The 20,213-nt window shown below is 45.9% G+C and carries 16 protein-coding genes and 2 tRNA genes; 7 read left to right on the top strand and 11 right to left on the bottom strand.

What is annotated here, in order from left to right:
* Positions 1-255: 255 nt before the first annotated feature.
* The 9 genes from truB to tpiA form a co-directional block, all read right to left on the bottom strand.
* Positions 256-1,287, bottom strand: coding sequence for a tRNA pseudouridine(55) synthase TruB (truB, locus tag AAEY83_RS03740; RefSeq protein ID WP_037059044.1), 1,032 nt, complete (start codon positions 1,285-1,287; stop codon positions 256-258).
* A complete protein-coding gene (locus tag AAEY83_RS03735; RefSeq protein WP_025645462.1) occupies positions 1,277-1,687 on the bottom strand; it encodes a ribosome-binding factor A in 411 nt (136 codons plus the stop codon). The genes truB and AAEY83_RS03735 overlap by 11 nt, the downstream gene beginning before the upstream one ends.
* A gap of 238 nt (positions 1,688-1,925) precedes the next feature.
* Positions 1,926-4,646: a translation initiation factor IF-2 gene (infB, locus tag AAEY83_RS03730; RefSeq protein ID WP_025645460.1), complete on the bottom strand. Its 2,721-nt coding sequence runs from the start codon at positions 4,644-4,646 to the stop codon at positions 1,926-1,928.
* 153 nt (positions 4,647-4,799) lie between these two features.
* The gene (gene nusA / locus AAEY83_RS03725) at positions 4,800-6,284 is read right to left on the bottom strand and encodes a transcription termination factor NusA (protein WP_025645458.1); all 1,485 of its coding nucleotides are present in this window, start codon (positions 6,282-6,284) and stop codon (positions 4,800-4,802) included.
* A gap of 65 nt (positions 6,285-6,349) precedes the next feature.
* A complete protein-coding gene (gene rimP / locus AAEY83_RS03720) occupies positions 6,350-6,850 on the bottom strand; it encodes a ribosome maturation factor RimP (RefSeq protein ID WP_025645456.1) in 501 nt (166 codons plus the stop codon).
* Positions 6,851-7,288: 438 nt separating this feature from the next.
* Positions 7,289-7,365: transfer RNA gene (locus tag AAEY83_RS03715), tRNA-Met, on the bottom strand.
* 129 nt (positions 7,366-7,494) lie between these two features.
* Positions 7,495-7,579 (bottom strand) — tRNA-Leu (locus AAEY83_RS03710).
* A 185-nt stretch (positions 7,580-7,764) separates the two neighbouring features.
* Positions 7,765-8,076, bottom strand: a complete 312-nt coding sequence (gene secG / locus AAEY83_RS03705) for a preprotein translocase subunit SecG (RefSeq protein WP_025645453.1) — start codon at positions 8,074-8,076, stop codon at positions 7,765-7,767.
* 236 nt (positions 8,077-8,312) lie between these two features.
* The gene (gene tpiA, locus AAEY83_RS03700; RefSeq protein WP_025645451.1) at positions 8,313-9,110 is read right to left on the bottom strand and encodes a triose-phosphate isomerase; all 798 of its coding nucleotides are present in this window, start codon (positions 9,108-9,110) and stop codon (positions 8,313-8,315) included.
* 487 nt (positions 9,111-9,597) lie between these two features.
* On the opposite strand from tpiA, the gene pilB reads away from it, so the two are divergent.
* The 4 genes from pilB (at position 9,598) to coaE (ending at position 14,672) form a co-directional block, all read left to right on the top strand.
* A complete protein-coding gene (gene pilB / locus AAEY83_RS03695; RefSeq protein WP_025645449.1) occupies positions 9,598-11,310 on the top strand; it encodes a type IV-A pilus assembly ATPase PilB in 1,713 nt (570 codons plus the stop codon).
* A gap of 351 nt (positions 11,311-11,661) precedes the next feature.
* Positions 11,662-12,885 (top strand): type II secretion system F family protein, encoded by a 1,224-nt coding sequence (locus AAEY83_RS03690; protein WP_025645447.1) that lies wholly within the window; start codon positions 11,662-11,664, stop codon positions 12,883-12,885.
* A 38-nt stretch (positions 12,886-12,923) separates the two neighbouring features.
* Positions 12,924-13,823, top strand: a complete 900-nt coding sequence (locus tag AAEY83_RS03685) for a prepilin peptidase (protein WP_025645445.1) — start codon at positions 12,924-12,926, stop codon at positions 13,821-13,823.
* Positions 13,824-13,976: 153 nt separating this feature from the next.
* Positions 13,977-14,672: a dephospho-CoA kinase gene (gene coaE, locus AAEY83_RS03680; protein ID WP_025645443.1), complete on the top strand. Its 696-nt coding sequence runs from the start codon at positions 13,977-13,979 to the stop codon at positions 14,670-14,672.
* Here the strand turns inward: coaE and rlmB are convergent.
* Both rlmB and ppnP read right to left on the bottom strand, forming a co-directional pair.
* Positions 14,665-15,420, bottom strand: a complete 756-nt coding sequence (gene rlmB, locus AAEY83_RS03675; protein ID WP_025645441.1) for a 23S rRNA (guanosine(2251)-2'-O)-methyltransferase RlmB — start codon at positions 15,418-15,420, stop codon at positions 14,665-14,667. The genes coaE and rlmB overlap by 8 nt on opposite strands.
* Before the next feature lie 566 nt (positions 15,421-15,986).
* Positions 15,987-16,322, bottom strand: coding sequence for a pyrimidine/purine nucleoside phosphorylase (gene ppnP / locus AAEY83_RS03670; RefSeq protein ID WP_025645440.1), 336 nt, complete (start codon positions 16,320-16,322; stop codon positions 15,987-15,989).
* Positions 16,323-17,262: 940 nt separating this feature from the next.
* Between ppnP and recN the strand changes: the two genes are divergently transcribed.
* The 3 genes from recN to ruvX all read left to right on the top strand — a co-directional run bounded on the left by recN (position 17,263) and on the right by ruvX (position 20,188).
* A complete protein-coding gene (gene recN, locus AAEY83_RS03665) occupies positions 17,263-18,942 on the top strand; it encodes a DNA repair protein RecN (protein WP_025645438.1) in 1,680 nt (559 codons plus the stop codon).
* Between the two features lie 100 nt (positions 18,943-19,042).
* Entirely contained in the window at positions 19,043-19,606 is a 564-nt protein-coding gene (locus AAEY83_RS03660; RefSeq protein ID WP_351058498.1) for a YqgE/AlgH family protein, read from the top strand.
* A 33-nt stretch (positions 19,607-19,639) separates the two neighbouring features.
* Positions 19,640-20,188 (top strand): Holliday junction resolvase RuvX, encoded by a 549-nt coding sequence (gene ruvX, locus AAEY83_RS03655; RefSeq protein WP_025645436.1) that lies wholly within the window; start codon positions 19,640-19,642, stop codon positions 20,186-20,188.
* The last annotated feature ends 25 nt before the right edge of the window (positions 20,189-20,213 follow it).

Genomic DNA, 20,213 nt, shown 5'->3' with positions numbered 1-20,213 from the left:
AAAAACTTTGATGCTAGCGCATCTAGGTCTTTTTTTCACCTTGCATTTGGTATTGCACTTCATGTGTTAATCTAAGTTAATTTTTCATCCTTACTTCTTCTTGTTTTAATTTTTCTTGTTTTTCTATTTTTATGCCAAGCTTTCCTGAGCTGACTTAACTACTGTATAAAAAAAGCAGGTTTCGTTATACACAAAACCTGCAATGAAATGTATGAGTATGTGATTAATGTAATTCACTAGTAACTGATATTATCGTTATAGATAAATCATTTTCTTAGGTTGTAGGCGTCCATTGAGACTGATAGCGCCTAAGCCAATAAAATGGCCTTGCGCATCTAGCAGTCTGATATCGACAGGAAGCTCATACTCAGGGGTTTGTTCATTATTACGGTCAGCAGGCTCGTCTTCTAATTTTGCCTGAGTCTCATGAGATAAGCTTTGTAGCATATAATCTCTTAAAGGCTTGTCAATTTGCTCAATGACATTTAGGCGTTGACCTAAACGTAGACGTTGACATTGCTTATCATCTAATGACATTGCAGCGGCAATATCGATGCACGCATCTACTGGCAACAGCTGCTCAAAGCGGCTATCTAAAGACAAGGCTTCTAGGCTTGGAATATCAATAGCCTGCTCGCTATCAAACTTACCGACCTGCATACGGCGTAGTGCCGTTAGGTGTCCTAAGGTGCCTAGTGCTTTAACGATATCTTCTGCTAGCACCCGAATATAAGTACCTTTGCTACAAGTCACGACCAGGTCGATCTTATCGGTATCAATTTGAGTCAAAGTTAGCGCAGTTATGACGATATCGCGTGCAGGACGGTCAATCTCTATACCAGCACGGGCGTACTCGTACAACTTTTTGCCGTCTTTTTTGAGCGCTGAATACATCGGCGGTATTTGCTGCTGCGCGCCTATAAACTGCTGAGCCATATTTTGTAGCGTATCTGCATCTAGCTCTGGAATCTGTGCTCGCGCGATAACCTGACCATCAGCATCGCCAGTGTCCGTTTGACTACCAAGCAGTATCGTTGCTTGATAAGACTTATCGGCATCGAGCTGATAATGACTAAATTTTGTTGCCTCTCCAAGACAAATGGGGAGAAGACCGGTTGCCATCGGATCAAGGGTGCCGGTATGACCCGCCTTTTTACTATTGTGTGCAGGCGACTGAAATAAGTACTTCACTTTTGACACCACTTGCTGTGAGGTCATGCCTTGCGGCTTATCGATTAAGATAACGCCAGATACTTTTTGTCTTGGTACTGTGCTTTTATTGGTCATTTTCTTGGCTTTCAACTTCGTCTTCATTTTGCTCAGTTTTGCTTACTGCTTGATTGATCAAATCCATCATGTAGTTACCACGAGCAGTCACTTCATCGTAATGGAAACGCAGACGCGGCGTGGTACGCGTTTTGAGAGTATGACTCAGCTCAGTGCGCAAAAACCCAGCAGCTTTATTGAGCACTTTGACACTCTCTTCATGATTGGTCTTAGTCATCGTATCGTTGAGCTCAGGCTCCATGATAGTGACATAGACGTCCGCGTAGCCAAGATCAGAGCTGACTTTGACGCTAGAGATGGTGACAAAGCCAGTCAAGCGAGGGTCGTTGACTTCATCACGGATAAGCACCGCAAGCTCGCGCTGAATTTGATCTGATAGACGCTGTAAACGTTGATTCATAGTATTGTCCTAGTTTTAACTTTTGTGATTTATTCTATTATACTTTCTACCAACTACTGCTGTTTGGCGTATTTAAATAACTGTCTTTATAACGCTATGACTAATTGCGGTAAAAAAGGCCTAGCAGGATGAACCTGGTAGGCCTAGTAACTGCTTATTAGAGCTTAATTATTAGAGCTTAAGTTTAAACGTTAGCGATAATGCAGACGCTTAAGCCAGTTATAGTTAATAGTTAAGCTTAGATCGTGCGTTCGAACTCTTGAATCTCAAAGACTTCGATCTTATCACCCGCTTCAACATCGTAGCCACGAACCGCTAGACCACATTCCATCCCAGTACGCACTTCATTGACATCCTCTTTGTAGCGACGCAGTGACTGCAGCTGACCGGTGAAGATAACTTGATCATCACGTAGGACGCGAATTGGCTTATTACGATAGATCGTCCCTTCGACAACCATACAACCTGCCGCCGCACCGAACTTACTAGAGCGGAACACTTCGCGCACTTCAGCAACACCTAAGATCTTCTCGCGATGCTCAGGAGCTAATAGGCCACTCATAGCGGCTTTGACATCGTCGATTAGGCCATAGATAACGCTATAATAACGAATATCCATGTTAGCGGTATCCGCTTTACGGCGCGCCGTACTATCAGCACGAACGTTGAAGCCTAGTAATACCGCTTCGCTAGATTCAGCCAGCGTGACATCCGACTCTGAGATAGGGCCAACGCCTGAGCTAATGACTCGGACTTTGACTTCATCAGTCGATAGCTCATTCAAGGCTGCTAATAAAGCTTCAAGCGAGCCACGAACATCGGTCTTAAGCACGATATTTAAGAAAGATACATCGCCTTGTTGCATCTGCTCAAACATACTCTCAAGGCGCATTTTGTTCTGGCGCTCAAGCTGCTGCTCACGCTCACGGTTGCTTCTAAAATCAGCGACTTCGCGAGCCTTTTTCTCATCAGAAACGACTAAGAATTCACTACCCGCCGCTGGCGTATCTGGTAAGCCCAAGATCTCAACTGGTATAGAAGGACCGGCTGATTTGATACGTTGGCCGTTTTCATCAGTGATAGCACGGACTTTACCATAGTACTCTCCGGCTAGCACTAGATCGCCTTGCTTGAGCGTACCTTTCTTGACTAGGACACTGACTACTGGACCACGGCCTTTTTCGAGCTTCGACTCAATAACTACACCTTGAGCGGCACCGTCAGTTGGCGCTTCTAATTCCATAAGCTCGGCTTGTAAGCTAATAAACTCTAGTAGCTCGTCGATGCCTTCACCTGTTTTGGCCGAGATACGCGCCATAGGTGTATCACCACCCCACTCTTCTGAAACCACTTCTTTGGTTGTCAGCTCGTTTAGCACGCGATCTGGATCAGCGCTTGGCTTATCCATTTTGTTGATAGCAACAATCAAAGGCGTACCTGCAGCGCGAGCATGATCAATCGCTTCTGCCGTTTGCGGCATCATACCGTCATCAGCGGCCACGACCAAGACAACGATATCAGTCGCTTGCGCGCCACGTGAGCGCATCGCGCTAAACGCAGCATGGCCTGGTGTATCTAAGAAGGTAATCACACCGCGATCAGTCTCTACGTGGTAGGCACCGATATGCTGAGTAATGCCGCCCGCTTCGCCGGTAGCGACTTTGGTTTCGCGGATCTTATCGAGTAGCGAGGTCTTACCATGGTCAACATGACCCATAATAGTGACGACCGGTGGACGCGTCTGCACGTTACTACTGCGCTCATCGACAGCTTCGTGTAGGTCGTCTTCAACTTTGGTATCGCTAACCGGAACGGGGTTATGACCCATCTCTTCAACGATAAGACTGGCGGTCGCCTGATCGATAGTATCAGATTCGCTTGCCATCTCACCCATTTTCATCAGCAATTTGGTCACTTCACGGGCTTTGACAGCCATGCGCTGAGCAAGGTCCGATACCGTGATTTGCTCGGCGATTTCGACGTCATAGACAATCTTTTCGACCGGTTTTTCAAACTTATGCTGACCTGATTGTGAAGAGCTTAAACCGTTTTTGCGGTTTTTGATTTCACGCTCTTCTTGGTTTTTGCGGCGACGACCGCGAGCACCGGTACTGTTAGCACCGCGTTTGATTTCGCGGCGCTCTTTTTCGAATGACTCCTCTAGTGCGTCACCCACTAAGCCTTTAGCCAATGGCTCGTCCTTACGAACTTCTGCTACTGGCTCACGGTCGGTATATTTACCGGCCATTTTACGCATCTGCTCAAGCGTACGCTTTTGCGCCTCTTCTGCTTGGGCTTGACGAGTTTCGGCTTCGATTTTGCGTAAGCGAGCTTCTTCTTTTTCGCGAGCTTCGCGAGCTTTACGCTCTGCTGCCGTTTCAACTTTTGGCTTAGTAGCCGCGACTTTTTTCTTCTCTTTTGCTTTGATCTCGCTTGCCGCTTTGCCGCCTTTTTTGACCACAACAGAGGCAGCGACATCATCGCTCTTATCTTCTGAATTTTTGCTAGAGCCTAAGCTTGCACGCATCGCAGCTAGAGTCGCTGCTTGACGCTCTTCGGCTTTTTTCTTAGCCGCGTTACGCTCTTCGGCTTCTTTTTCAGCGCGCTGTTTTGCTTCAGCCATTGCTTGTTCGCGCGCCGCTAATTCTTCAGCCATTTTTTCTGGATTAGGCTTGTCGAATACTTTCTTTCTACGCACCTCTACATTGACGCTCTTAGATTTACCTGAAGAGCCAGTCACGCGAGCGGTACTTGTCGTCTTAGATTTGAGACTAATGCGACGCTTTTCTTGTTGGCCATGACTTTGTTTTAAATGTGCCACCAACTTCTCTTGCTCAAGTTCGGTGACTGAGTCATCCTCCCCGCGAGCAGGTAGCCCAGCATCCTGCAACTGCTGCTGTACAGCACTAGCGGTTTTGCCTACCATGTCTGCCAGTTCTTTGACGGTCTTATCTGCCATTGATTATCACCTACTGTCTATTATTTGCTATATATTCAATTCAGTTGTTGGCTACAAATGATTGTGCTTAGGTTGGTTTTGATTTTTATGTCGCAAGCCAGCCTTTAGTTATCGATAGCATACCACCAAAAGACAGCGGTATGCTTCTAATACCTATTCATTGAACCAAGATTCCCGAGCTTTCATGATAAGCTTACCTGCGGTCTCGGAGTCTAAGCCTTCGATATCTTCGATATCAAATACAGCCTGCTCTGCCAAATCATCAACGGTGATGATATCTTTTTGCGCCATTTTATAGGCCCAGCTGACAGTCATCCCTTCTAGATCTTGCAGCTCTTGACTAGGCTCTTTCATGTTTTGTTGTTTGACCAGCTCATCTGCGATGACGACTTCTTTAGCGCGCTCTTGAATCATGTCAATCGCTTCGTCATCTAACCCTTCGATATCATAAAAAGTCTCAACCGGTACATAAGCTACCTCTTCGATACTCGTAAAACCGATATCGACAAGGGCTTGCGCTAGGTCCTGATCAACCTCTAAGCGATCATAGAAAAGATCGATAAAGGCTTTGGTCTCATCTTGTTGACGCTGCTGATACTCTTCTTCTAGCATCATGTTGAGCTTATAGCCGGTTAATTCAGAAGCCAAGCGCACGTTTTGACCTTGTGAGCCAATAGCGCGGGCGAGCTGATCATTCGTGCTAAAAATGATATCAGCGGTCTTAGTATCTTCATCAAGGATAATACTGCTCACATCGGCAGGCTCTAAGGCGCTGATGATAAATTGTGCTGGATCATCTGACCATACAACCACATCAATACGCTCACCATCAAGCTCTTGCTGCACCGCTTGGATACGAGTACCGCGCATACCGATACAAGCGCCGACCGGATCGATACGGTTGTCATTGGTCTTTACAGCTATTTTAGCACGAGTACCAGGCAGACGAGCGACATTACGAATCTCGATAATCTCTTCTGCGATCTCCGGCACTTCTTTTTGCATCAAGGCTGAGAGCATCTCAGGATGAGTACGCGACAATAATAACTGCGCGCCGCGGTTATCACGGTTGACATGATAAAGAATAGCGTTGATACGCGATTTGACGCGTAGCTGCTCACGGGGCAACATCTGATCACGTGATAGATAACCTTCAGCGTTATCACCTAAATCAATAATGTAGCCATCACGAGTTTGTTTTTTGACTTCACCATACATCATCTCGCCAATACGCGGCTCAAAAGCGTCCGCTACTAGCGCCCGCTCCGCTTCACGGATCTTTTGAATGATAACTTGCTTTGCCTGCGTGGCCGCGATACGACCAAATTCAATTGATTCTATCTGCTCTTCTTTTACATCGCCGATAGACCATTCGTCTTGATCAAGATCAGTAATAGCGAGCTGACACGCTGGCATCTCATGGTCTTCATCCGCCACTACTGTCCAATAGCGATAGGTATCATAATCACCAGTATCACGGTCAATGGCGACGCGAACCGCCACTTCAGGCTGCTCGGTATAGACCTTCTTTTTTGTTGAGACTACTAAAGCATCTTCAATAGCTTCAAAGATATCTTCAGGATTTAAGCCCTTTTCATTACTGACGGTTTCTACTACCGTTAAAATTTCACGACTCATGCTATACCTGTCCTATCATCTTATAATTGGCTTAAATGTTGTTATCTGTTTGCTAATCTTAAGCATTAATCATCTTCATAAATTAAGTGAGCTTTGTCAATATTACTTAGTGCAATCTCAAAGCGCTCGCCATCGCTGGTGGTCAGCTGTAAAGAGGTATCGTCCATACTATCGAGCTTACCGGTGGCTTTACGGCGTTTTTTGTCGCCTTGCCCGATCGCAGAGATCAAACGCAAACTTATCGTTTGGCCGATATATTCACGCATCTGCTCATCTGAGAAAAAAGCACGATCAAAACCAGGAGAAGACACTTCTAGTACAAATTCGCCAGCGATAGGATCATGTACTTCTAGTACACCGCTTACTTGATGATTGACCGCTGCGCAATCCTCAATAGTGACGTGTTTGTCCTGTGCTTGTTCTTCAGGCAACGCTTCAATGTAAATGCGCAATAAGGAGCGATTGCCTTGCGGCGTAAATTCAATACCCCATAGCGAGACATCACAAGCCGCTACAGCAGGCTCAATAATCGTAGTTAACTCTGCAACTTTGGTCGAAAGCTTCATAATCTATTTATATTTTCCTGTTCACTTATCGGTAGTTTTAGTCACGACGCACTGATCACCATAGAGGCTGGTTGTCATACTCAATGCCGCTAGTACCTAGTGAATCATATTAGGGATTAAATTGTTATCTTCAAGGACAACATAGTAAAGAATAGAGCAGAAGATAGTATTGCTTACGAGTATCGTAACATAGCAATCAGCAAGGACTGGTAGCAAATGATGACAAGTATTTTGCGCTGTCATTTAGGATTAGAGTATCGAATTAACCCTATTCTTCTTAGCTAAAACGTATAGTAGATACTGACATTATACTGATAGTACTGCACTAATAATGCTGAGCCGCAGATACAAAAAAACCCACAAACATAATGGTGGGCTAATCGACACTGATATCTCAATACAACAGAATATTAGTGTACAAACATCAGTATTAAAAAGTGGTAGCGGGGGCTGGATTTGAACCAACGACCTTCGGGTTATGAGCCCGACGAGCTACCAGACTGCTCCACCCCGCAACAATTTAGAATGCATATTATAGGGAAGGTTTATCACCTTGTCAATCTTTATCTGAAATAAACTTCAAATCAAAGATTGCTATAACGACATTGCTTTAACACAACTAAAGTACAAACTACTTACTTAATTGGTGCGATTGGGGGGACTTGAACCCCCACGGCTTGCGCCACCACCCCCTCAAGATGGCGTGTCTACCAATTCCACCACAATCGCTTATCGCTAACCGTCTACTGGTATAAATAACGGCTATCGTTTACTGCTATAACCTTCTATCTTATTTACTTATTAATAATAAGCGTCATGCTTGAGGTTGGCATCACTAAGATAAAACATCGTAAAAACAGGCAAGCATTGTAAAACTAACCCTTACAAATAGCAAGGCCTGCGTATAAAAATAACTACTGCTGAGGATTCTGCGTCAATGGACGCGGGGTTTGCGGCGCTGAAACTGGCGCATCTAAACGAAACTGATCTTCCGCTTGTTCGCGAGCATGCACGGCTAATACCATACTAGTAATAAAAAATATCACCGTCAGCACCGCTGTCGCACGAGTCAAAAAGTTAGCGGTTCCCGCCGCGCCAAAAACCGTGCCAGAAGAGCCGGCACCGAAAGAAGCTCCAGCATCAGCCCCTTTGCCATGCTGTATCAAGATCAAGCCAATCATGGCAATGGCCACGATAATATGCAAGGCTAATATAAAAGTAAACATGGGGTCCTCTTCTGCCGCATAGTGACGACTGGTAAAAATAGTGACGACTGATAAATTACGAAGGCTATAAAACAAAGACTGTAAATAAGGCGCATTGTACACGATTACAAGGGCGGTGTTAAACCCACTTTCATCGACTGACAAGGCGTTTTGATACCAGTCAATCTGCGCCTGCCAATATATCGTCGTTCTCAAGCGCTATTTTTGCTATGCTCTTAACTTTTAGCCTTTAGCATTCAGCCTTTGGCGCGACTAAAAGCGTCGGCTATCGCTAAAAAGCTATCGGCTTTTAGTGAAGCGCCGCCTACTAACGCGCCGTCTATCATAGCGCTTGCAGCAAAGCTATCCGCATTATCAGCATTGACGCTACCGCCGTATAATACAGTGACCTCTGGTGACTTTGGCGCAAAACTGGCGATTTGTTGTTTGATATGCTGATGAGTTGCGCTGACCTCGCTCACCGTAGGTACTTTACCAGTGCCAATGGCCCAAACCGGCTCATAAGCGATAATCAAACGCTCAGCTAATGCTTGAGTCTGTACAGAGTCTGTTTGTAGCAAACTTTCGACAACTGCTAGCTGCTCATCAAGTACACTAATGGTTTGCTTGGCATCATACTCCTCTTGAGTCTCACCGATACATAGCACCACCCCAAGGCCTTGAGCAAAAGCGCATTTTAGTTTGGCTAGTAAGCTATCATTAGACTCGTGATGATATTGCCGACGCTCCGAATGACCCAAAAGCGTCCAACTCGCTCCAGCATCTGCGACTTGCTGCGCTGAGCAATCTCCCGTATAGGCGCCGACTGTAGCGCTATGCGCACTGATGTTCTGCGCGCTCACTTGGATAGATGCGTTTTGCAGGCGCGCGCTGACAGCAGCAAGATGCACACAGCTTGGCGCCACCATAAGATGACAATACGGGTTGTCGGCACCTCTGTCCTCAGACGCTACCAACAAATTATCTAGTAATGTATTGACGTCTTTGCTCGTTGCCGGATTTTGTTTCCAATTGCCAATTACCCAAGCCTGCATAACTCATCTACCTTGTGTCATCTGTCATTGCCAATATGGCTAGTCTGCGCGCCAGTATAACAAATATTTGGCGAGTGCTATAGTAGTCGCTTACGATGTATAAAGCGCTAGCACTAGCTATCGTATCCCTCTTTTTTGATTACCTCATGAGTATAAGAGGTTGTCCCTATAAAAGGTTCAGATATGCTTATATCAGTATGAAATAAACTCTATATTCTCTAGCGTCTGAAACAGTTCTGTTTTTTACGGTATTTTTGCCTATAATTAGGACGAGGTAATCGTTGACCCTAAATTCAAAACTTTATTCAAAACTTTTTGTATGGCTTATAAAAATGGCTAATAAGTTTCGAAAGTTCGTGCTATTAGCTGAATCAGTTTTATTAGATACGTTAAAGCTATAAAATGAATCCATGGCGTCAAATATTTAATACCCAAAATAATTTATATTGGTTGTCACTTTTGGCAGCTGCCGCATCAAGGAGGGTTTATGTCTACCGCTGTCAGCAATTTTGGTAGTCTGGCGCAACAACTAATCAGTGCAGGTGTGGTTAGCGAAACGAACATGCAAACCGCGCAAACCGAGGCGCAGCAGCAGCAAATAGGGCTTGTGCCTTATTTAGTAGAGAATAAAATGGCTGATGCTTACGAGTTGGCTAATCTGTTGTCAAAGTCGTTTGGTGACCCTTTATTTGATCTTAATGCCCTAGAAGCAGACATCGTGCCAAAAGATTTGGTCGATGAGAATATCCTGCGTAAGTTTAACGCCCTACCTATCTTCAAACGCGGACAGCAGCTGTTTGTCGCGCTAAGCGACCCCACACGTATCGACGCTATTGACGCTATAGCGTTTAACTCTCGCCTGTCAGTCGCCACCGTGATCGTAGAAGAGGACAAACTCAAACAGCGCATTGAGACCATATATGCTGACACGATGCAGAGCTTTAGTGGCTTTGCAGATAGCGATCTTAATGTCGATTTTGAAGAGAGTAACGAGGATGAGGATGGCGAGACTCAGCTCAATACTAGCGTCGATGAAGCGCCAGTCGTCAAATTCATCAATAAAATGCTAGTCGATGCCATCCGTATGGGCGCCTCCGACTTGCATTTTGAGCCTTATGAAAAAAGCTATAGAGTGCGCTTTCGGGTCGATGGAGTGATGCAAAAAATGGCCAATCCGCCTGTGCAACTTGCCAGCAAGATTGCGGCGCGTCTAAAGGTCATGTCACAAATGGACATCTCTGAGCGCCGTGTGCCACAAGATGGCCGTATCAAGCTAAAGATCTCTAAAAGCCGAGCCATTGATTTTCGGGTAAGCTCCTTACCAACGCTGTTTGGTGAAAAGCTTGTTTTACGTATTTTGGATCCTTCATCAGCGATGATGGGTATTGAGGCGCTAGGTTATGAGCCAGATCAAAAGGAGATGTTCTTAGAAGCGCTTAATAAGCCGCAGGGCATGATACTGATCACCGGTCCGACAGGGTCAGGTAAAACGGTATCGCTGTATACCGGTATCAATATCCTAAATACCGGCGAGACCAACATCTCGACCGCTGAAGATCCAGTCGAGATCAACCTTGAAGGTATCAATCAGGTCAACGTCAATCAAAAGGTCGGCCTCACTTTTGCCACTGCGTTAAAGTCATTCTTGCGTCAAGATCCAGACATCGTTATGGTTGGTGAAATTCGAGACTTAGAGACCGCTGAGATTGCTATCAAAGCAGCGCAAACCGGTCACTTGGTACTCTCCACCTTACATACCAACTCCGCCCCTGAGACCTTAACGCGCCTAAAAAATATGGGTGTAGCTTCTTTTAATATTGCCACTTCAGTCAACTTAGTCATAGCCCAGCGACTCGCGCGGCGCTTATGTGGAAGCTGCAAAAAGCCTATCGATGTTCCACGTCAAAGCCTGCTGGAGATTGGCTTTACCAATAATGATTTGGACAACCCCAATCATATTATTTATGAGCCGGTCGGCTGTAATGAATGCCGTGAAGGCTATAAAGGTCGCGTCGGTATCTATGAGGTTATGAAAGTGAATCCGGAGATCTCACGCATCATTATGGAGGATGGCAACGCTATCGATATTAAGGATGCCGCGCTTAGAACCGGCTTTCGTGACTTGCGGCGTTCCGGTATTATGAAAGTGCTACAGGGCACAACCACTATTCAAGAAATGCTGCGTGTTACTTCTGAATAAAAACGTAGTAGTGAGTAAAAAAGTGGCGAGTCAAAGACTGAGCGCATTTTGTAGGCCGATAGCGAAATAAAATGAGCACTCACTACAAGGGTCATTTTATTATAAAATAGGCTTTGGTCTTGCTCACTTATGTCCTGCTAAGTTCTTGTCTTGTTAGACGATAGCGATAGCTTACAAAGACTGATAGCGGTAAACTGACTCATTGCAAGACTTGCTGGTTTTAAGGCTCAATAGCGACCACACCTGAGTCGCTATTTAAGCACAAAGAACGTCGATGGCTAACTTATATGGCTTATTACATAGCTTAGACTGTTAGACTGCCCCAGTCAGATAGATTTTTAGGAGAGACACATGGCTAAAGCGAAAACGGATATGCTGCTAGATTTCGTCTATGACGGGGTCAATCGCCGTGGACAAAAGGTCAAAGGTGAGACGACCAGTCGAAGCTTAGAGCTGGCCAAAGCAACTTTGCGTAAGCAAGGTATCGTAGTCAAAGGCATCAAGAAAAAGCCAAAAGCTTTATTTACTTTCAAAAAATCCATCAAACCTATCGATATCGCTATCTTTTCGCGGCAGCTAGCAACCATGATTAAAGCGGGTATTCCTTTAACACAGTCGTTTGAGATTGTCGCGGACTCGCTAGATAACCCAAGTATGAAAGACTTGGTGTTATCAATTAAAGCCGATATCGAAGCCGGTGGCACCTTTGCCGCTGCCCTACGTAAACATCCCCGCTACTTCGATGACCTGTTTTGCTCGCTCGTAGAATCTGGTGAGCAATCAGGGGCGCTTGAGACGATGCTTGAGCGCGTCGCCACCTATAAAGAAAAAAGCGAAATACTTAAATCAAAAATCAAAAAAGCCATGAAATATCCGATCGCGGTTATTGTGGTCGCGGTCATTGTGACGATGATTTTGCTGATCAAAGTGGTGCCGGTCTTCTCAGATTTGTTTAGCTCTTTTGGCGCAGAACTTCCTGCCTTCACCCAAATGGTCGTTGGCATGTCTGAATGGATGCAGTCTTGGTGGTTTGTACTAATTGTCATCATTGGTGCCGCTATTATTGGATTTTCTGAAGCGAAAAAAAGATCAAAAAAATTCCGCGATTCCTTAGATCGTTTGACGCTAAGACTGCCTATCTTTGGCAACATCGCTTATCAAGCGATTATTGCTCGCTTCTCTCGTACCTTATCGACGACTTTCGCCGCCGGTGTACCGCTAATCGATGCTCTAGACTCAACCGCTGGCGCGACGAATAACGTGGTGTACTACAATGCTACTCAGCAAATCAAAAACGACGTGGCAACCGGTCAGCAGCTGCAGTTTTCGATGCGCTCAACCAACTTATTTCCTAGTATGGCGATTCAGATGGTCGGTATTGGTGAGGAGTCAGGAAGTTTGGAGGAGATGCTCGATAAAGTAGCTAGCCACTATGAAAGTGAAGTTGATAATGCAGTCGATGGTCTTACCAGTCTGATGGAGCCACTGATTATGGCGGTGCTTGGCGTACTAGTAGGTGGCCTTGTCATTGCTATGTATCTACCGATTTTCCAGATGGGTTCTGTGGTAGGTTAAAACCGTCACCCAAAGCAACCCTTTAAAGGCCAGTGTTGATGCAATTGCTAGAATTATTACAAAATAATATGAGCGCGGCGCTCATAGTGTTTGGGTTATTAGGCCTGTGTGTAGGCAGTTTTTTGAATGTTGTGATTCATCGTATGCCGCTGATGATGTTTTATTCTTGGCGACAAGAATGTAGTGAATTTATGTCGCAGCAGCCGGATATCACGCCTGAGCAGTCGGCGGTTTTGGCGCAAGCAGTGGCAAACGATACGCCTATTACTCTCAGTCGTCCAGCGTCGCGTTGTCCGCACTGCGCTCATAAGATTAAGTGGTATGAGAACATACCGCTAGTCAGCTGGTTGGCGCTGCGCGGCCGCTGCTCTGAGTGTCAAGCGAGTATTGGCGTGCGCTACCCTGTTGTGGAGCTAGTAACTGCCCTGCTCTCTGCACTCGTTATTTATCATTTTGGCGTGTCGGCTACTGGCCTATCCGCACTGATACTGGTCTGGACGCTAATTGCGCTAACGGGGATAGACTTCGATACCCAGTTGCTGCCTGATAGGCTGACTTTCCCCTTAGCAGGACTGGGACTTGCGGTGAACTCGCAAGGCTGGTTTGTGAGTCCTACGCAATCGATTTGGGGCTTATTACTTGGGTTTTTATCATTATGGATAGTGGTGAAAGTCTTTTATCTCATCACCAAAAAGCATGGCATGGGTCAAGGCGACTTTAAGCTGCTAGCAGTACTTGGCGCTTGGCTTGGGCCCATGATGCTGCCTTTAATTATTCTCTTATCTTCTTTATTGGGTTCCATCGTTGGTATTATCTTGATGAAAAAGCAAGGTGAAAGTAAGCCTTTCGCTTTTGGACCTTATATTGCTGTTGCCGGCATTATCGCTTTATTATATGGAGCGGACATCATTAACTGGTATTTGGGCATGTACGCCTGATGGCGTGCGCTAGGCTTACAAGACAGTAAAGCAATGTCTACATCCTTACTCGTTATAACCGTTAAGATTATAATCTCATCATGCTCTTGCTTGGATATTATCTTCAATGATATTCGCGCTTTTTTATTCTATTGGCTAAATTAAGTTACTTTTATGACTATCAATGACCGCTCCTTCTCGCAACCCGCTCACGGCTCTGCTGCTCGCCCGCAGACTATAAATAAGTATAAAAATAATAAACTAGTCATCGGTTTGACCGGTGGTATAGGCAGTGGGAAATCCGCGACTAGCGATTGGTTTGCAGCGAAAGGGATAGATATCATCGACGCAGATGTCATCGCGCATGAGGTAGTCGCTAAAGGTAGCGCTACTCTACGTAAGATTCAAAAAAAATTCGGCGATTGGGTTATTAATGGAAAAGGAGAGATGGATCGCGCAGCCGTGCGAACGCATGTCTTTACTCACCCTGAAGCGCTCATTGAGCTTGAATCGATTACCCATCCGGCGATAAGAGAGGCGGCAAAAGAGCAGCTGGCCGCTAGTACTTCTGAGTATATCATCCTATCAGCGCCGCTACTGATAGAAGCCGCTGAAGCGGGTCTGGCTAATCTATGTCAGCGCATTTTAGTCGTTGATGCAAGCGAGGGCACGCAACTTGAACGCGCAAGCTTAAGAGACGCGCAAAGTGTGCCGAAGATTAAGGCCATTATGGCCAATCAGCTCAGCCGTGAAGCGCGCAATAGTCATGCTGATGATGTCGTCGTTAATGATGGTGATATCGCTGCGCTACATTTGCAGCTTGAGCCTCTACATCAGACCTATCTTGCCCTAGCCCAGCAGCTTAAGTAGTGCGCTGCCGGTTGATCTCGTATAACGCCATACCAGTCGCTACGCTGACATTCAGGCTTTGCAAATTACCATGCGCGTTGCCTGACATCGGGATATAGACCAGCTCATCACAGCTCTCTAGCGTCAGCCTGCGCATACCTTCCCCTTCAGAGCCCATAATCAGTGCCGTCTTACCGGTCATATCCGCTTCATGTATCGGTTTTGCGGTCTCATCTAGAGCTGTGCCAAAGACGAAAACACCAGCACTTTTAATCTGAGCAAGCATACGCGCCAAATTGGTCACGCTGATAATCGGCATCATCTCAGCGGCGCCAACAGAGACCTTAGCTACCGTTGGGGTTAGGCTTGCGGCATGATGCTTAGGACAAACCACCGCATCCACACCCATCGCTACTGCAGTACGCAAACAAGCGCCAAAGTTATGAGCGTCGGTGATCTGATCGAGCACTAGTAATAAGCAGCTTTCCTGCGCTATTACAGTATCTAACACCGCTTCATCAGCAAAAGCCAACGGTCTTGCATGCAAGACGACACCTTGATGCTGCGGGCTACCACACAACTGCGTGAGCTTATCTTTTTGTGTGGGCTGAATGCTGACGCCATTATCTTGCGCGCTTGCCATAATAGCGGCAACATGGCTATCGCTTTCGCGGCCTTGCTGCACGAATAGACTTAAGGCATCTAGCGGACGATGCTCTAAGAGGGCATCGATAGCATGAATACCATAAAAGTAGTTGGGCTTTGCCATAATTGAACCTATTGAATAATATCACTAGGGCGTGTTGAACATTCACAAATGCGCACTGCTGATCGCTAAAATAGTTCTAGTCTAAGTGAAAATTGCAGATAATGCTTATTGCATTGGCTAGATTTTCACAACGACTAGGGCGATTTTAGCATCAGCCCTTACTACAACAATAGGGACAGGACTCTTTTTTGCCGCTTTATTGATAAAAATAGACGCTTAGAACAACTAAACTTACCATTTTTATCTGCAAATCGCCTAAAAAATAGTCTCTGTCAGTGCCAAGGTCGAATGTTCAACACGCCCTAACAAATGAGTCTGGCTCTCAAGCGCTTAGTAACGCTTTGTTTGCCAATAGCCAAAATAAAAAAAGACAGATAAAACCTTGCTGATTTTATATGCCTTTTCTTATGCACGGGTTTTTATGTACTGATTTTTTCTACTAAAAGTAAGTCATTGAACTAATTTATTAGACTAAGTCACTGTGAAGGTAAGTCACTGAACCAAGTTAATTGAGCCTTGTTCTAAACCCTGCCACTTTTTCAATGACTTCACGCTTATGAGAACCCCTACCCTTCTAAATGACAGACGTACTGTACAATCTCTTCGGTACGCAAATTAAAGCTGCTATTGCCTTCTACTACAAAAGACTGGCCAGCACGGTAGTAGCTAAAGTCTTCGTCACCATTGATTTTGACTTCGCATTCACCGCTGATGATTTCGATACGCTCAGAGGTATTAGTGCTGAAGTGGTACTGTTCAACGCTACTGTCGCAGGGAAGGATAACCCCTAAGGTCTTATGTTGACCACTCTCAAACATGATAGTGTGACTAGAACACCGTCCATCATAGGATATGGTGGCCTGAGCATTGACGGTTACATTGGTAAACTTTGCCGCTGACATAGGGGCTTCCTTATCAAATAATTATTGCTAAACTAAAAAATAAGTGCTTCATCAAAATATTAATAGACTGACGATGACTAGGGCGTGTTGAACATTCACAAATGCGCACTGCTGATAGCTAAAATAGTTCTAGTCTAAGTGAAAATTGCAGGTAATGCTTATTGCATTGGCTAGATTTTCGCAACGACTAGGGCGATTTTAGCATCAGCCCTCACTACAACAATAGGGACAGGACTATTTTTTGCCGCTTTATTGATAAAAATAGACGCTTAGAATGACTAAACTTACCATTTTTATCTGCAAATCGCCTAAAAAATAGTCTCTGTCAGTGCCATGGTCGAATGTTCAACACGCCCTAGTGCCTGCTTTACCAAATCGCAAAGGCCATGAACACAGCCTAGCAACAGGACAACACTGCTAGACGACCACTCTAAATGGCAATGATAAACGACGATGCACTTTAGTGCTCAGTGTTACCATTTTTATAGTTTGATAGTTGTGATTCGGTATGACTATTAATAAACTATTAATAAAGTGTACGTTTGTATTTTGATGAGATAATGCTACCACATTATTTCTATAAAGTTTGTTAAAGCGGCAATGAAATCTCGTTAATTTATTCAAACCCTTGCTCTTTGTAGAGTCTAAGCTTGCGACTGTACAGGCCTACTTTAATATCATTTTTAAGAATAAAAAAGTCGCTAGTCAGCGCTAGAGTATTGTAAAATAAGCAAAAATTATTATAGTCGCTAAAGGCCCAAGACGGTATCCTGACAATAGGCAAACGCCTTCATAAAATTGTATCTATTTGCTGATATCGGCTTATATTCCCCTATAATAATGCTCTTTGTCATCGAACTAACGACTGCGTTAGTATGCTAACGAAGAGGTATTATTCGCGAGCTACGCTCTTTATTATTGTCTGCCATGAGAGGCTTTGATGCTATTATCATTAACCTTGTACCAGTTTGCGCTAATCGCTGAGCATGAGCTAAGCGTTGCCGAAGGCTTCAATGTTATCACTGGTGAAACGGGTGCGGGTAAATCTCTACTGCTCGACGCGCTATCTTTGTGTATAGGCGAGCGAGCGGATAGCTCGATGGTGCGCCATGGCGCGCCGCACGCGGATATCTATGCGCAGTTCGATGTGACTCATAATAGCCTCGTTAGCGATTGGTTTGCGGCAGGCGGGCGCGAATTGGCTGAGCCTGAAGTACTCATTCGCCGCCAGCTGAGTAACAATGGCCGCTCAAAAGCTTGGCTCAATGGCGCGCCTGTAAGCTTAGCGGAGCTCAAAAGCTTAGGCGTATTATTAGTAAATATCCATAGCCAGCACGCCCAGCAAGCGCTATTAAAACCTCAGTTTGTGGTGCAGTGGTTAGATGCAATGGCACAAACCACCTCACTGGCTGAACAGACTGCTACTAGCTATCAGTATTATCAGCAGCTCAAACGCCGCGCTGATGAGATTTCTAGCCGCGCCGCCCAGCGTCAAGATCGCATTCAGTTGCTGCAAAGCCAACTAGCTGATATCGCGCCCCTACTCGCCGTTGATTATAGTGAAATCGAAGCCGAGCACGAAGAGCTGTCAAACATCGAAGCGCTGATGTCAGAGGCCAGTCACGGTCTACATCTGCTCGATAACGATAGCGATGAGCCTGATGTCATGACCTTGCTCGGTCAAGCGATTAAGCTGTGTGACAATCAGCTCGGTGTCAGTCAGACTTTTGAGCAAGCCTCCGAGCAGCTGCATCTAGCGCAGCAGCAAATCACGGAAGTCACCGCGATGCTGACGGACTACGCTGAGCAGCAACTGCCCGATCCTGAGCGCCTGCAGACTTTAGATAATCTAATCAGCCTCGGTCATCGCTTGTCTCGTAAACATAGCTTGCCTGCCAGTGACTTAATCAATGAAGCTCATGAGTGGCAACAGCAACTAGAGCAGCTAGAAAACGAGCCGACAAGCGATGCGTTAGCCGCGCAAATTTCAGAGGCTTGGCGAGAGTACCTCACTAATGCTAAAGCCCTACATAAAGCACGGACCCAAGCTGCGCCTACTATCTGCGCGCAGCTAGTGACGCAGCTGCAGCCTTTAGCACTGCCTAATGCCCGCTGCGAGTTTATGTTTACTAAAAAACCAACTGAATCCGCTTACAATGCGCAAGGCTGCTACGATATCGAGCTCCTGTTTAGCGCTAACGTCGGTATGCCGATGCAGCCCTTACATAAGATTGCCTCAGGTGGTGAGCTGTCGCGAATGGCGCTGGTGATGCAAGTGCTGCAAGCGACCAGTAGCGATAATAATGCCGCCAAACCTATGCTGGTCTTTGATGAAGTCGATGTCGGTATCAGCGGCGGTACCGCGCAAGTGGTCGGTGAGTTACTACGTAGCCTCGGGCAGACTCAGCAGCTACTCGCCATTACCCACCAAGCGCAAGTGGCGGCGCAAGCGCATCAGCATATCTTAGTACAAAAGCATCATCACGAGCAGACCCAAAGCGAGCTTGTCATCTTGACCGGTAGCGCGCAAGTCGATGAGCTGGCGAGAATGTCAGGTGGGGTCACGATCACTGAGGTCACCCGCGATCACGCGCGCAGCTTACTAACTGACGTCAAATAGCGGCTTTGAGACCGCTAGCGTTTGCCTAAAAACCCTTATTGATTTTCGCGTTAACATCGCCATATAGTAGTGTCTACCCTTTTATGTTGTCCTTGTATTTATGTCTACTACCAATTTGACTCATCACTTTTTGATTGCGGCCCCTGAGCTGCCAGACCCAAGGTTTGAGCAGGCGCTGATCTATATCTGTCGCCATGATAAGCACGGGGCGCTCGGATTGATGGTCAATCGTCCCCTAGAAAAAGCCAACGTAGGCAAGCTTCTAGAGGACTTACACATCGAAGTTACCGACCCACAAGTGATGGAAGATTTAGCGCTTGAGGGCGGCCCTATGTACCCTGAGGTTGGCTTTGTGCTGCATACCGGCCAGCCGCAGTGGGCGTCCTCTTTTGCCATATCAGAGAATGTCTGTATTACCACCAGCCAAGATGTACTCAAGCGTATCGCTGTCGGTCAAGGCGTCGGCCATTATCAGCTGTGTTTGGGTCACGCCAGCTGGGGCAAAAAACAATTGGAAGATGAGCTCAATAATGGCGACTGGCTCGTCTGCCCCGCCGATCTTAATATTTTGTTTGATGCGCCTTTTGATGCGCGTTGGCAGCTGGCGGCTGATAAGCTTGGGGTAAACTTTGATTATCTAAGTAGTGATATCGGTCATGCGTGATCAGTTAAAAACGCTCTTATTAGGGTAGATAGTATGACAATTAATGAACATAAACCTCTGGCTGTAGAGGCTGCAAACGCTGACAGCAGCAACTCGCTGGCAGCCTTAGACGTGCAACCAAAAGAGCATCTTATTTTAAGCTTAGATTACGGCGTAAAAAAGATGGGCATGGCACTGGGTAATAGTATCACCCAAACCGCGCGCGCCTTTGATATCTTGGCCATGAATAACGGTCAGCCGGACTGGGATAATTTGATAGGCATCATTAAGACTTGGGGTGTCACTCAAGTCATCGTCGGTCTACCGCTGAATATGGATGGCAGTCGCTCGATGCTCTCTCGCCGCGCGCATAAGTTCGCTCGCCGCTTGGCACATAGACTGATGGAGCAGCACATGTCGGTCGTGGTGAGTCTGTGCGATGAGCGCTTAACGTCAGTAGAAGCACGCGCTATAGCGTGGGATAATGGCTGGATCGACCACGAGCGCGACGCTATCGATGACATCTCAGCTTGTATTTTGCTCTCGACTTATTTTGCCGATCCTAGCAGCGCAATAGCTATCGATAGTATCAAGCCCGATTAATACACGCCTTTTTACCTTAATAGAT

Origin of the sequence: Psychrobacter sp. TB20-MNA-CIBAN-0197, from assembly GCF_040309765.1 — a bacterium.
GTDB lineage: Bacteria > Pseudomonadota > Gammaproteobacteria > Pseudomonadales > Moraxellaceae > Psychrobacter > Psychrobacter submarinus.
This window is presented reverse-complemented; position numbering and strand designations above follow the sequence as displayed.